Consider the following 13,981-nt stretch of genomic DNA (forward strand, 5'->3'; position numbering starts at 1 on the left):
TGCTAGAACGACCAATTGAGATTGAATCCGACGGCTGTGTTGGCGGTATCGAATCCATCCGGCTTCTTGACGGGTTTGCTCAGGAACAGGTCGTAGCTGAATCCTTTGTAGCCGCCGCGCATGCCGATGACAGCGCCTGCCAGTTGCTTGCCGATAAGAATGTTGCTGGATTGTCCGCCGACCTCGCCATAGTCGAGCCCGAGATAAAGCGCTTGGCCGCTTTGCCCGAGCATGGCGCTGAGATCATTGCGGATGAACCAGCCACGGTCTGCGCTCAAGGTGAGTTGTCCGTCAAAGCCGCGCACGGTGTAGCGGTTGCCGATGGCGAAGCGGTCTTGCGGCGTGAGCGGGGTGAGGTTGGATTGCGCGCGGATATTGGCGGCATAGCGTAAGGCCTGTGTTCCCCATGGTGCCTGGATGGAAAGCGGGGCCATGAAGCTGATATCGGCGGTGATGATTTCCATGCGCGAAGCGCCTTCGCCAAATGCTTCTTCAGGTGCCTTGAGCGCCTGTTGCGCGCCGGTGCCACGACGGTAGGACAAGGTGTAATCCAGCACTGACTGGCCGATGTACCAACTCTGGTTGATGCCCAGTGTCCACCCGGCGGTACGGCGTCGCTGCACTTCCACCTCGGTGTCGTCAACGTAGTTGAATGATTTGCGGAAGAAGCTCCCCAGGGAAAGCTGCGTCTTGTTGATGGCGGAGCGGTACATCATGCGGCTGAGCCTGAGTTCGGCATTCTGCGTGCGGCCGCTGTAGAGGTAGGATTGGTTGAGGCCGGCGACTTCCTGGTGATAGTTGTAGCTGGAGCCGGTGGCGCTGAGCAGCCAATGTCCGTAAGGGATGGAATAATGCAGGGTCTTGCCGCGCGTGCCGCGGCTGCCCTTGTCACCGCCACCCAGGTCCTGGTTGAGGTTGATGTAGAACAGGTCGCTCAGGCCCAGCAGGTTGTCGCCGGAGAGCGTGACGCCGCCCTGATATTTGCCTGTGCTGTCGAAACCGCCGTCATCAGCGCTGAAAGTGAGACGGAAAGGCAATGCCTGGCGGTAGCGGATCACCAGGTCACTTTCACCGGGCTGGGCATTGTCTTCAGCAGGCTCGATCTGGATATCGGCATCGGAGGTGGGGGAGCGTTTGAGGTTTTCCAGGCCTTGCTCGATGCTGCGCAGGTTGAGGATGTCGCCAGGGGCAATCGGCAATGCATTACCGTAGCGGATGCGCTGGCTGGAATCCGGGGTGAAGCGGACCTGGCGTACCTTGCCGGGAATCACGGTGAGGGTGAGGTGTCCGTTGCTGAGATCTTGCGGCCCGGCCAGGATGCGTGTCGTGACAAAGCCCTGGGCCACGATGGCGTTCTGCACATGGGACATGATGACATTAATGCCCTGGGCGCCCAGGCAGCGACCGATTGCCGCATGCTCGCCATGCAGGACTTCACGCAGTGCAAACTGGAACAACGAGGCATGATTGCCTGCCAAGTTGATATCTTGGATAGCAAAACAGAGAGTTTCCTGATCAGGGTAGGTAAGGTCTGGTTGTTCAAGGAGCTGCTGCTGGCGGATATCCGGGCTGGTCTCTTGTTGCTGGCGCAGGGCACGCAAACGCTCTTGCTGCAGTAGTTGTTCTTGGGCTGAAGTGTCAATCGGCTCTATGGCTGCCACGGCCTGCTTGGTATATACGCATATGCCAATTAACATGCAGTGGCCCAGATTGCGCCACCCGTTTCCCCTAAACTGCTGCAATTGTAGGTCCCTTGACTGTTTTTACTGTTATGGAGTGGTATTTTTGGACCACTGTTATTGATAGTAATTTTCCTACCCAATAGGCTGATTTGTAAGATGAATTTATCATTAAATTTCGTCAGGAAATGGCTGTAAGAGTTGTAGTTTTTTGTCTGTATTAATTCTCAATTTACTGACCGGTATTGGGCTACGGGTATAATTCCATAATTGACCATGATGAATGAGGCCATGAGGGATTTTGCTGCGTTAGTTGAACGCATTGATGCAATTTTGCCGCAGACACAATGTACCCAGTGTGGGTATGCGGGTTGTCGCCCCTATGCAGAGGCGCTTGCTGCCGGGCAGGCCGGTATCAACCAGTGCCCGCCCGGCGGGGATGCGGGCATACACGCATTGGCGGACATATTGAACCAGCCTTATCAACCGCTGAATCCTGCCCATGGTAAGTTTGGCCCCAAGATGCTGGCCGTGATTGACGAGGAGACGTGTATAGGCTGCACGCTCTGCATCAAGGCTTGCCCTGTGGATGCGATTCTTGGAGCCGCACGGCAGATGCATACCGTGATTGCAGCAGAATGCACAGGCTGTGAACTTTGCGTGGCGCCTTGCCCGGTAGATTGCATCGATATGCAGCCTTTGCCGATGCAGGAATGGGACTATACTCAGACAGGAGGCTACGCACGCAAGATAGCTGATGAGGCACGTCAAAGGCACATGTTGCGATTGGCCCGGCAAGCCGTTGAGCGGAAACAAGCAAATGCTATTGGCCCTTCCCTTGTTGGGGCCTCGGCCGCCATCGATGCCAAGAAGGCAGCCATTGCCGCAGCCATGGCCCGCGCCAAAGCCAAGAAACAGCAATTGATGCCGGTAAAACAGGACTTACACAATCAATGAATGCAGAAAAACGGCACGAGATATTCCGCAGATTGAGCATTGCCATTCCCAACCCTACAACGGAGTTGGTTCACCACAGCACTTTTGAGTTGCTGATTGCCGTGATTCTTTCCGCGCAGGCCACTGATAAGGGTGTGAATATTGCCACCGCCAAATTGTTTCCCGTAGCCAATACGCCGCAGGCTATTCTGGATTTGGGGATAGAAGGGCTGGAGGGATATATCAAGACCATCGGCCTTTTTCGCAGCAAGGCCAAGAATGTGATTGCTACCTGCCGCATGCTGGTTGAGAACCATGGCGGTGAAGTGCCGAATACACGCGAGGCACTGGAAAGCCTGCCCGGAGTGGGGCGCAAGACAGCCAATGTGATTCTCAATACGGCTTTTGGCCAGCCGACCATTGCTGTCGATACTCATATTTTCCGCCTGGGCAACCGCATAGGCATTGCCCCGGGCAAGACACCATTGGAAGTGGAAACCAAGCTGATGAAAGTGGTGCCCAAGGAGTATATGCAGGATGCCCATCATTTATTGATCTTGCATGGACGCTACGTTTGTGTGGCGCGCCGGCCAAAATGTGAAGAGTGCGTGATCTATGATTTGTGCGAGTTCAAGGCCAAGCCTACTCCAGCGGGCAATCTGGAGATGACCGTTTGAAGGCTGGCACGGGATTTGTGCGCGGGCGCCAGGCGCTCCCTGAGCTGGCAGCGGATGCAGTAAGGCTGGCGCTGGATGCGGCCGGTCTACAGATCGCCAATAGCGTGTTGTTATTCCTGACCGAGGAGTTTGCCGAGAACCCCTTGCCTGCAATACGTGCTGCCGCTGTGGCGGCAAGTACTACCCAAGTGACAGGATGTTCCGCCACCGGTATTTTTACCGAACAGGATTGGGCGCTGGATACTCCCGCGGCCGCTGCACTGGTGCTGGGAGAAGGGGTGGCCTTACAACACCTGCCGGATCCTGGCGCGGATCAGTTGCTCTTGACCTTGACTGCCCCCAATGCGGTCAATACTACTTGGCTGGAGCTGCCGGGCAGGCGCTTTGGAGGGGTGTCGGGGGATGTGACCGGGCAAGGACCGTTTTCTGTTTGGGAAAATGGGAAAGGAGCGGTGCGCGGATATTGTGAGGTAGCACTGCAAGGAGTGACGGGAGCGGTATCTGCTGCGCATGGCTTCAAGCTGCTCGCGCAAGCACAGCAGGTGAGTAGTGTACGTGGGTATGATGTAAAGACATTATCTGCCAGTCCAGCATTCACGGGCTTGCTGCAGCTACTGCAAAAATGCGGGGCTGTTGAGGATGAGGGCCTGCCTTATCACCGGCTAATGGCCGTGTTTGCGGACAGCCGCGAGCAACTGGAACTTGGGCATTACAAGCTGGCCTCACTGGTCAGCGGAAACCCGGAAGATGGTTCTATTACGCTTGCCAGGCAGCTTGCGGAAGGACAGTGGCTGGCATGGGGTTTGCGTGATGCCGAAGCCGCACTGATCAATCTAGGGGAGTGTACAGAAACAGCCAGTGCGTTGCTGCCAGGCCCGCCATTATTCGGGCTGCTGTTTTCCTGCATGGGACGTGGGCCGTATTTTTATGGTGGGGTAGACCGGGATATCGAGCTATTGAAGCAATATTACCCCTCCATGCCGTTAATCGGTTTTTATGGCAACGGAGAGATTGCGCCCATGTCGGGGTCTAATGAATTATTGCAGTATTCCGCAGTATTGGGGTTATTTGCCAGTGAAGGGCAGGTATGAGCAAACAAGCATTTCCATCGTCAATCAACAGTTATCCGCGTGTGTTGTCGATTGCCGGTTCCGATAGTAGCGGTGGCGCCGGTATCCAGGCAGACCTCAAGACCTTTTCTGCGCTGGGCTGCTATGGCATGACGGCGATTACCGCCCTCACTGCGCAGAACACGCAGGGCGTACGCGCTATCCACAGCGTACCGCCACAAATGCTGCGTGACCAGATAGATGCAGTGGTAGAAGACATCGGCGTGGATGCCGTCAAGATAGGCATGCTGCATTCCCCGGAAATCGTGGAAACAGTGGCCGCGGCACTGGATGCGCATCAACTGACAAAAGTCGTATTGGATCCAGTGATGGTGGCTGCAAACGGGGCCAAGCTGATCTCTGATGAAGCAGTAGCGGTGCTGGTGGAAAGGCTATTTCCCCGTGCATTGGTGGTGACCCCCAATCTGGACGAGGCTGCATTGTTGCTGGGTCGCCCATTGACTGACACAGGGGAGCTGGAACTGGCGGCGCAGCAATTGCTGGAGCAGGGCGCCAAGGCCATTTTGCTCAAGGGCGGACATTTGCCCGGCCATGACGTGATCGATATCCTGGCCAGGGCTGGTTCTTCCGGGCAGGTGTGCGAGCTGCTCAAGCTGCATTCATTACGCATCTCCACTCATAATCTGCACGGCACGGGATGTACTCTTTCATCAGCCATTGCTGCTTATCTGGCCTTGCGCTTTGACTTGGCAGATGCCGTGCAGGCGGCACGTATTTATGTACGTTCCGCACTCTATGCCGGATCACACGTGCGTACAGGTGCAGGAGTCGGGCCGCTCAACCATGGTTTTGCACCGCAGGCCATGCAGGTACGAGAGATATAGCATGAGTTTATTCAATCCTAGCCGGGACCAGGTGCGCCAGTTCTTTTTTGATGCCTGGGCGAAGTTCCAGCAACATGCCGCATTGACTGAGCTTGAAAAGCTGGCAGTTGAAGTCATGCAGGCTCATCCTGAATACCATCATGTACTGAGCACCCCTGATACTTACAAGGATCAGGCTTATTTCCCGGAAATGGGGGAAACCAATCCATTCCTCCACATGAGCCTGCATCTTTCCATTCTGGAGCAGGTGGCTATAGATCAGCCGCCAGGGATCAAGGCGGCCTATCATGCGCTTTGGCAGAAATATGATGATGCCTACCAGGCGCAGCACGACCTGATGGATTGCCTTGCCGAAACTATCTGGCAGGCCCAGCGTCAGGGCGGCCCGCCGGATGCGGAAGCCTACATTGCCTGCATGCAGGCAAAGAGCCGGGCTTAGAGCAATGGTTTGGGTAGCTGCACGCCATATCTGAATTTTCGCGGCATGTTGGGAGGGCGCCAGGTCCTCGGCCTAGCGCCGGCTGATGAGGTTGCCGGCCTGGGCATTGACGTAGGCAGATCGTTGTTGCTTCCATTCCCCGTGATAATGGTTGGTAGAGCCGTCTGTCTCATCTTAAAGATAGCTAGTTGAACGGTATGGAAGTGCGTTCAGTACCCAGGCCATGCTATTCGCCAATGTGGTGCTGGGCATGCTCATGGCCGTGATGGCTATCAAGCAGGCTGTAGTAGTTGGATGGCTCCAGTACAGTGGGCACTGCCTCGTCGGCCAGATCGGGATAGTCTTTGCTGTAATGCAGACCTCGGCTTTCCTTGCGCTCCATTGCGCTTTTTACAATCAATTCTGCCACTTGCAGCAGGTTGCGCAATTCGATCAGGTTGTTGCTGATGCGGAAGTTGCTGTAGAACTCATGTACTTCATCGCGTAGCAAATGGATGCGGTGCATGGCGCGAGTCAGGCGCTTGTTGGTACGGACAATGCCTACATAGTTCCACATTGTGCGCCGGAGTTCGCTCCAGTTGTGGGTGATGATGATTTCTTCATCGGCGTCAGTGACGCGGCTTTCATCCCAGTAAGGCAGGTCAACCACAGGAAGCTCTGGTTGGGCCAGGATGTCTCTGGCCACAGCCTGGCCAAATACCAAACATTCAAGCAGGGAATTGCTTGCCAGCCGGTTGGCGCCATGAAGCCCAGTACAAGCAGTTTCTCCTATGGCATAGAGCCGTGGAATGTCAGTACGACCTATATGATCGGTCATGATGCCGCCGCAGCTATAGTGTGCCGCGGGAACTACCGGGATCGGTTCGCGCGTGATGTCTATGCCCAATTCAAAGCAGCGGCGGTAGATGGTGGGGAAGTGCGAAAGAATGAAATCAGCGGGTTTGTGAGAGATATCCAGGTAGACGCACTCCAGGCCGCGTTTTTTCATTTCAAAGTCTATTGCCCTGGCCACGATGTCGCGCGGCGCCAGCTCGGCCCGTTCATCGTGCCAGGTCATGAAGCGTGATCCATCAGGCAGCTTGAGGATCCCGCCTTCGCCGCGCACTGCTTCGGTAATCAGGAATGATTTGGCTTCTGGATGGTAGAGGCAGGTGGGGTGAAACTGGATGAACTCCATATTGGCAATCCGGCAACCTGCGCGCCAGGCCATGGCGACGCCATCCCCCGAGGATACATCCGGGTTGGTCGTGTACAAATAAACTTTGCCAGCCCCCCCTGTAGCCAGCACCGTGTGCTGGGCGCTTATGGTGAGGACTTTCCCACTGGTGTTATCCAGTACATAGGCACCCAGGCAGGCGCTGCCCTCCATGTTTACCTTGCCGGCAGTAATCAAATCCACGGCGATATGCTCTTCCAGCACGGTGATATTTGGGTGCTGGTGGACCTTCTCTGCCAGGGTTTTCTGCACGGCATGGCCTGTTGCATCAGCCGCATGGATAATCCGGCGGTGGCTGTGGCCACCTTCGCGGGTCAGGTGAAACCCGCTGTTGTCGTCTTCGCGTGTGAAGGGGACGCCTTCTTCAATCAGCCATTCAACCGTTTCCCGGCCATGTTCGGCAACCAGCCTGGTGACGGCAGCGTCACATAAACCCGCACCAGCGATAAGGGTATCTTGAATATGTGCCTCAGTTGAGTCATCATCCGTCAATACGGCGGCAATGCCACCTTGTGCCCAATTGCTCGAGCCATCATTGATGCTGCGCTTGCTGATCAGGCAGACTTTCTTATCGGTACCCACCTTGAGTGCAAGAGTGAGTCCTGCCAGACCACTGCCGATAATGAGGACATCGTATTGCTGCATATGAACCCTGAGTTGGATGAACTTTCACGAGTGTATCGTTGTCTCTAGCTCTAAGCTAGTCATGGAAAGCTAAAAGGGAAGGCTATGATCAAGACAAATAATTTTGAAGAATTTTCGCGCTTGGGCTTCGTTGATACAACGGTGCGAGGTTATACTCCGACTGTCAATAAAATGCAGACAGGGAGCAAGGCCTCTATGGCAGGTACCCCGCCGGCGGGTAACCGGGAAATAGACCAGCAGTTGGTGGAGCGCGCTCAAGGCGGTGACAAGCGTGCTTTTGGCTTGCTGGTCGATAAGTACCAGCGCAAGCTGGGGCGCCTGTTGTCTCGTCTGATACGCGACCCATCGGAGGTCGAGGATGTGGTGCAGGAGTCTTTTATCAAGGCTTACCGTGCCCTGCCTAGCTTCCGTGGCGATAGTGCTTTCTATACCTGGCTATACCGTATTGGCATCAATACGGCAAAAAATTATCTGGTGGCGATGGGGCGCAGGCCTCAGGCAACCGGTGATATTGAAATTGAAGATGCCGAGAATTTTGAAGATGGTGACGAATTGCGCACCATGGATACACCGGAAACAGAACTGATGGGCAAGGAAATTGCCCGTACTGTGAATGATACAGTGGCTGCATTGCCTGAAGAGTTGCGTACAGCCATTACATTGCGCGAGATTGAAGGTTTGAGCTACGAAGAAATTGCCACAATGATGGATTGCCCGATCGGTACTGTGCGTTCACGTATTTTTCGGGCGCGTGAAACAATTGCTCAAAAGTTGCGTCCTTTACTGGACACCCCCGAAAACAGGAGATGGTAATGAAAAGTCAAATTTCAGCGCTGATAGATGCAGATATTGCGCTTGAGGATGCAGAATACCTGTATACGACTTTGAAGTCGGGCGGTGACTCTAGCGAGGCGTGGGCGACTTACCACCTTATTGGCGATGCAATGCGTGGTAATCCTGTATTCAAACCGGATTTTACTGAACGTCTGATGGCGCAGCTTGAGGCAGAGCCGGTTGTGCTTGTTCCTGCAGCAGCACGTAAGCAGTCGCTGTTAAGAAGCAACCGTGTCTGGTCTGTAGCGGCTTCGGTCGCAGCAGTAGCGTTTGTCGGCTGGGTGGTCTTGCAACAGCAGATTCAGGCTGATGCCGATGACACCGCCTCTCCCATGGAAATTGCTCAAAGCCTGCCTGCAGATTATCTGCTGGCCCATCAATCTCTCGCTTCCAGTAATTCCGCGTATTACATTCAGCCAGCCAATTATTCGGAGTAGTGGGTAGATGAAGCGTTTTTTGCTGGCATGCCTGCTGGCAGCTCCGATTGCGACCGTAAATGCAGAACCGGAAGACCCATGGCTTGTGCTGCAAAAAGCAGCACAAGCCGCGCATGACCTGAGTTATAAGGGTGTGTTTGTCTACCAGTCGGGTGAAAACGTCAAGTCTGTCCAGGTTACCCATATGAATTACGGACAGGGAGAGTATGCCAGGGTGGTTGTCCTGGATGGCACCCCGCGTGAAATGCTTAGCCAGGGCAGTGATGTCGTGATTTTCAGCCCGAAAAATGAAAAAGTGATTATGGAAAAGCGGCGGGCCCATAATCTTTTTCCTGCCGTTCTCCCCAACACTATCGAGAATATCAAGGTCAGTTATAAAGCACGGATCGGCGGAGTCGAGCGTGTAGCTGGTCGGGATGGCCGCGTGGTATTTCTTGATCCCAAGGACAGGTTGCGTTACGCCTATAAATTCTGGGCAGACCGTGAATATGGCCTGTTGCTCAAGTCGCTCATGCTTAATGAGCAGAACCAGATGCTTGAGCAGATGACTTTCAGCCAGGTGGACATGATTGAAAACCAGGACATGGACTGGTTCCACCCTAATGTCGACCATGGCAAGAACTATATCCTGGAGGAGGCGATTGCCCAGCCTGCACAGGAAGCCAGCGAGTGGACAGTTGGCGCATTGCCGGCCGGATACCGCAAGATACAGCAAGTAACCCGGCTGGTGCCTGGCAAGCAGTCCCCTGTCACGCAAGTCATATTTACGGATGGCCTGGCGTCTGTTTCCCTATTCATTGAACCTTTGGTCAAGGGTACTCGTCCTAGAATCGGCCAGACCGCGAAAGGCGCGACGAATTTCTATGCCAATGTGACCAATGGCTACCAGATATTAGTGGTGGGTGAGGTGCCCTCTACGACGGTAGCCCAAATAGGCAGTGCAGTCAGCTTCAAAAAGTAGGTGGCAATCGTCCAGAACCTGTTTCCGGATTTCTGTAATAAATCAATGCAATGAAGAGTCGCGCTTTGTCGTGCAGTCAGTTTGCATCGGCAGGCGCATCAGTGTGACGTTTGAACGAGGTGAATAAATGTTTAAGAAACTAATTGCCGTTTCAGCAATTTGTTTATCTGTTGGCCTGTCTTCTGCAGCTCCGGTGTTTGCCAAGGATCTCCCTGATTTTACCGAGCTGGCTGAGAAGCAAGGCGCGGCGGTGGTTAATATCAGTGTGACCCAGATAGCGCAAACCGGGCCCACTGGTGGTTCCCCATTTCAGGGAATGCCCGATGATGAGGCCTTGAATGAATTCTTTCGCCGTTTTGGCATTCCCGGTTTTCCTGGAGGACAGGGTGGCCAAGGCGGGCAGCCGCCTGGATACAAATCCCAGTCCCTGGGCTCTGGCTTCATTCTCAGTAGTGATGGCTACATCCTGACCAATGCACATGTGGTGCGCGAGGCGGATGAGGTGATCGTCAAGCTTAATGACAAGCGTGAATTCAAGGCTAAAATCATTGGGGCTGACCGTCGTACAGATGTCGCTTTATTGAAGATCGAGGCAACAGGTTTACCCAAGGTAGCCATAGGAAATCCCGAGCAGCTCAAGGTCGGGGAGTGGGTGGTGGCGATTGGTTCTCCATTCGGCTTGGAAAGTACGCTGACAGCTGGGGTTGTCAGTGCCAAGGGGCGTGCCTTGCCACAGGAAAATTTTGTACCTTTCATCCAGACCGATGTGGCGATTAATCCTGGTAACTCTGGTGGCCCGTTGTTCAATTTGAAAGGCGAAGTTGTTGGTATCAACTCCCAGATTTATAGCCGTACTGGCGGTTACATGGGTTTGTCATTCTCTATTCCCATTGATGTGGCGATCGAGGTTTCCAACCAGTTGAAGGCATCAGGTCGTGTTGCACGGGGCTGGCTGGGTATAGGTATCCAGGAAATAACCAAGGATTTAGCTGAGTCTTTCGGCATGAAAAACACCAGTGGCGCATTGGTTGCAGGCATTGAAAAGGGCAGTCCTGCTGAAAAAGGCGGGCTGGAAGCCGGTGATGTTGTGCTGAAGTTTGATGGCAAGCCGGTGACGACTTCTTCAGACTTGCCGCGTATCGTAGGCGCTACCAAGCCTGGCAAGCAAGTGGCTGTTGAAGTCCTGCGTAAGGGTTCTTCCAAGCTGTTGAATATTACCTTGGGGGAAATGCCAGTTGACAAGGACGAGGTTGCAGTCACGCCACAGCCCAATGCCAAGCCTGAGTCCAATCGCCTGGGCCTGACATTGCGTGAATTGACGCCACAGCAGCGTCGCAGCCTGAATGGCAGAAATGGCTTGCTGGTGGTGGACGCCCAAGGACCTGCAGCCCAAGCTGGTATCCGCCGCGGCGATCTGGTGCTGGGTTTCAACAATACCGAAGTGCAGACTCTGGAGCAGTTTGGCAAGCAGATCAATGCCGTGCCTGCGGGCAAGACTGTGGCGTTGCTGGTGCAGCGTGGTGATAATACCTTGTATGTGCCAGTCAAGATTGGCAAGTAAATATGCTAAGAGCCGGTATTTGCTGTAAAATCCGGCCTTAATCAGTATGTTGTAAAAGGGCGCCTAGGCGCCCTTCTTTACTTGGCTTAATCTCGAATAACTACATGAAAAATATCCGTAATTTTTCCATCATTGCCCACATTGACCATGGCAAGTCCACTTTGGCAGATCGTATTATCCAGCTTTGCGGTGGCTTGTCTGATCGTGAGATGGAAGCGCAGGTGCTTGATTCCATGGATATCGAGCGCGAGCGGGGCATTACCATCAAGGCACAAACTGCTGCCCTGGAATACAAGGCGCTGAATGGCGAAATTTATCACCTTAACCTGATCGATACACCTGGACACGTGGACTTCTCCTATGAGGTCAGCCGTTCCCTGGCTGCCTGTGAAGGGGCCTTGCTGGTAGTGGATGCCTCACAGGGCGTAGAAGCTCAAAGTGTGGCTAACTGCTATACCGCTATTGACCAGGGGGTTGAGGTGGTACCGGTACTCAACAAAATCGATTTGCCATCCGCTGATCCCGAGCGTGTGATGCAGGAAATCGAGGATGTAATCGGGGTGGACGCCTCTGAGGCAGTGCGCTGCTCTGCCAAGACTGGTCTAGGCGTGCAGGATGTGCTGGAATCCATGATCGCCAAGGTTCCGCCACCAGTCGGTGATCCAACCAAGCCGCTCAAGGCTTTGATTATTGATTCCTGGTTTGACAACTATGTTGGTGTCATCATGCTGGTTCGGGTGGTGGATGGCGTCCTCAAGCCCAAGGACAAGATTCGCATGATGGCGACTAAAACCACCCATTTGTGCGAACAGGTAGGGGTGTTTACGCCAAAGTCCAGGCCTCGTCCTTCCCTCTCCGCTGGTGAGGTGGGCTTTATCATTGCTGGCATCAAGGAGCTGACCAGTGCCAAGGTCGGCGATACTGTTACGCTTGCCGATAAAATGGCATCAGAAGCCTTGCCCGGCTTCAAGGAAGTGCAGCCACAGGTGTTTGCAGGCCTTTATCCTGTTGAGTCCAATCAGTTCGAGGCATTGCGTGAAGCGCTTGAGAAACTGAGGCTTAATGATGCTTCATTGCAGTTTGAGCCGGAAAATTCCAGTGCATTAGGATTTGGTTTCCGCTGCGGTTTCCTGGGCTTGCTGCACATGGAGATCGTGCAAGAGCGCCTGGAGCGTGAATACGACATGGACTTGATCACCACGGCCCCTACCGTGGTGTATGAGTTATTGTTGAAAACCGGTGAAGTGACCCAGATTGAAAACCCCTCGCGCTTGCCTGAGCCGTCGCGGGTGGCTGAAATCCGCGAGCCCATCATCACCATCAATCTCTTGATGCCGCAGGATTATGTTGGCCCCGTGATGACCTTGTGTAATGGCAAGCGCGGCGTGCAGCGCAACATGCAATATATGGGGCGCCAGGTGATGCTGACCTACGAAATGCCGCTCAATGAAGTGGTGTTGGACTTTTTTGATCGCCTCAAGTCTGTTTCGCGTGGCTATGCTTCCATGGATTATGAATTCCTGGAGTTCCGCGCGGCCGACCTGGTCAAGCTCGACATTATGGTCAACGGCGAGCGCGTTGATGCGTTGTCGCTCATTGTGCACCGTGCAAACAGTATCTATCGCGGGCGGGAGCTGGTCTCCAAGATGCGCGAGCTGATTCCGCGCCAGATGTTCGATATTGCAGTGCAGGCATCCATCGGTGCCAATATCATTGCTCGTGAAACCGTCAAGGCAATGCGCAAGAACGTGTTGGCCAAGTGTTATGGTGGCGATATCACACGTAAGAAAAAGCTGCTGGAAAAGCAGAAAGAAGGCAAGAAGCGCATGAAGCAGGTGGGTAACGTTGAAATTCCGCAGGAAGCATTCCTGGCCATTTTGAGGGTTGAAGACAAATGATGTTTGCATTATTCATGCTGGCTGTGCTGGCAATCACGGGCATTATCTGGCTGCTGGATAGCCTGTTCTGGCGCAAGAAACGCGCTGCCGATGCAGCTGATCCTGTGATTGTGGAATATTCCAAAAGTTTTTTCCCTGTCATTCTTGCCGTGTTCCTGATTCGTTCATTTATAGTCGAGCCATTCAAGATTCCTTCGGGATCCATGATGCCGACCCTGCTGGCAGGTGACTTTATCCTGGTGAACAAATTCACCTATGGCCTGCGTGTGCCCATCCTGAACAAGACTTTCTTTGAGGTTGGGCACCCACAACGTGGCGATGTGTTTGTGTTCCATTATCCGCCTGACCCCTCCATTGATTACATCAAGCGTGTCGTGGGCGTGCCGGGTGATCGTATTGCCTATAAGGACAAGCGCCTCACCATCAACGGGAAACCGGTAGAGACTACTTATGCGGATGACTATAAGTATGTGGGATCCGGTCTCAACATGATTGTGACCAAGCGTTACCAGGAACAACTTGCTGACAAGAAGCATGACATCCTGATTGAAGAGAATGGCATGGCATTTGATGGTGAGGTGGAAGTGCCGCCTGGACACTACTTTGCCATGGGCGACAACCGCGACAACAGCAAGGATAGCCGTGTCTGGGGATTTGTCCCTGAAGACAACCTGGTCGGGCGTGCGTTCTTCATCTGGTGGAATTTTGACGATTTTGGCAGAATCGGCAGCAAGATCAACTAGG

Annotated in this window: 13 protein-coding genes; 11 read left to right on the top strand and 2 right to left on the bottom strand. The window is 53.8% G+C overall.

The annotated features are described in order from the left end of the window. Window positions 1–2: 2 nt before the first annotated feature. The gene (locus LG200_RS03005) at window positions 3–1,697 is read right to left on the bottom strand and encodes a ShlB/FhaC/HecB family hemolysin secretion/activation protein (protein ID WP_226756116.1); all 1,695 of its coding nucleotides are present in this window, start codon (window positions 1,695–1,697) and stop codon (window positions 3–5) included. 273 nt (window positions 1,698–1,970) lie between these two features. Here LG200_RS03005 and rsxB point away from each other — a divergent pair, with 273 nt between their 5' ends. The 5 genes from rsxB to LG200_RS03030 are packed head-to-tail and all read left to right on the top strand — an operon-like array spanning window position 1,971 to window position 5,685. Next, window positions 1,971–2,636, top strand: coding sequence for an electron transport complex subunit RsxB (rsxB, locus tag LG200_RS03010; RefSeq protein WP_226756117.1), 666 nt, complete (start codon window positions 1,971–1,973; stop codon window positions 2,634–2,636). Next, window positions 2,633–3,292: an endonuclease III gene (gene nth, locus LG200_RS03015; RefSeq protein WP_226756118.1), complete on the top strand. Its 660-nt coding sequence runs from the start codon at window positions 2,633–2,635 to the stop codon at window positions 3,290–3,292. The genes rsxB and nth overlap by 4 nt, the downstream gene beginning before the upstream one ends. After that, the gene (locus LG200_RS03020) at window positions 3,238–4,383 is read left to right on the top strand and encodes an FIST C-terminal domain-containing protein (RefSeq protein ID WP_226756119.1); all 1,146 of its coding nucleotides are present in this window, start codon (window positions 3,238–3,240) and stop codon (window positions 4,381–4,383) included. The genes nth and LG200_RS03020 overlap by 55 nt, the downstream gene beginning before the upstream one ends. Further along, on the top strand, window positions 4,380–5,246 hold the full coding sequence (thiD, locus tag LG200_RS03025; RefSeq protein WP_226756120.1) for a bifunctional hydroxymethylpyrimidine kinase/phosphomethylpyrimidine kinase: 867 nt from the start codon (window positions 4,380–4,382) through the stop codon (window positions 5,244–5,246). Before LG200_RS03020 ends, thiD begins: the two co-directional genes overlap by 4 nt. A gap of 1 nt (window position 5,247) precedes the next feature. After that, window positions 5,248–5,685, top strand: a complete 438-nt coding sequence (locus tag LG200_RS03030) for a DUF1841 family protein (RefSeq protein ID WP_226756121.1) — start codon at window positions 5,248–5,250, stop codon at window positions 5,683–5,685. 226 nt (window positions 5,686–5,911) lie between these two features. On the opposite strand, the gene nadB is transcribed toward LG200_RS03030, so the two are convergent. Further along, on the bottom strand, window positions 5,912–7,546 hold the full coding sequence (gene nadB, locus LG200_RS03035; RefSeq protein ID WP_226756122.1) for an L-aspartate oxidase: 1,635 nt from the start codon (window positions 7,544–7,546) through the stop codon (window positions 5,912–5,914). Window positions 7,547–7,741: 195 nt separating this feature from the next. Between nadB and rpoE the strand changes: the two genes are divergently transcribed. From rpoE to lepB, 6 genes are all read left to right on the top strand, one after another. After that, window positions 7,742–8,359, top strand: coding sequence for an RNA polymerase sigma factor RpoE (gene rpoE, locus LG200_RS03040; protein WP_226757286.1), 618 nt, complete (start codon window positions 7,742–7,744; stop codon window positions 8,357–8,359). Continuing rightward, window positions 8,359–8,817: a sigma-E factor negative regulatory protein gene (locus LG200_RS03045; RefSeq protein WP_226756123.1), complete on the top strand. Its 459-nt coding sequence runs from the start codon at window positions 8,359–8,361 to the stop codon at window positions 8,815–8,817. The genes rpoE and LG200_RS03045 overlap by 1 nt, the downstream gene beginning before the upstream one ends. Before the next feature lie 7 nt (window positions 8,818–8,824). Then, the gene (locus LG200_RS03050) at window positions 8,825–9,778 is read left to right on the top strand and encodes a MucB/RseB C-terminal domain-containing protein (RefSeq protein ID WP_226756124.1); all 954 of its coding nucleotides are present in this window, start codon (window positions 8,825–8,827) and stop codon (window positions 9,776–9,778) included. 127 nt (window positions 9,779–9,905) lie between these two features. Continuing rightward, on the top strand, window positions 9,906–11,339 hold the full coding sequence (locus LG200_RS03055; RefSeq protein WP_226756125.1) for a DegQ family serine endoprotease: 1,434 nt from the start codon (window positions 9,906–9,908) through the stop codon (window positions 11,337–11,339). A 104-nt stretch (window positions 11,340–11,443) separates the two neighbouring features. Continuing rightward, window positions 11,444–13,237 carry a translation elongation factor 4 gene (lepA, locus tag LG200_RS03060; protein ID WP_226756126.1) on the top strand — a complete coding sequence of 598 codons (1,794 nt, stop codon included), beginning with the start codon at window positions 11,444–11,446 and terminating at the stop codon, window positions 13,235–13,237. Continuing rightward, the gene (gene lepB / locus LG200_RS03065; protein WP_226756127.1) at window positions 13,234–13,980 is read left to right on the top strand and encodes a signal peptidase I; all 747 of its coding nucleotides are present in this window, start codon (window positions 13,234–13,236) and stop codon (window positions 13,978–13,980) included. Before lepA ends, lepB begins: the two co-directional genes overlap by 4 nt. The last annotated feature ends 1 nt before the right edge of the window (window position 13,981 follow it).

This window comes from Methylobacillus caricis, assembly GCF_020532705.1.
GTDB classification, from domain to species: domain Bacteria; phylum Pseudomonadota; class Gammaproteobacteria; order Burkholderiales; family Methylophilaceae; genus Methylobacillus; species Methylobacillus caricis.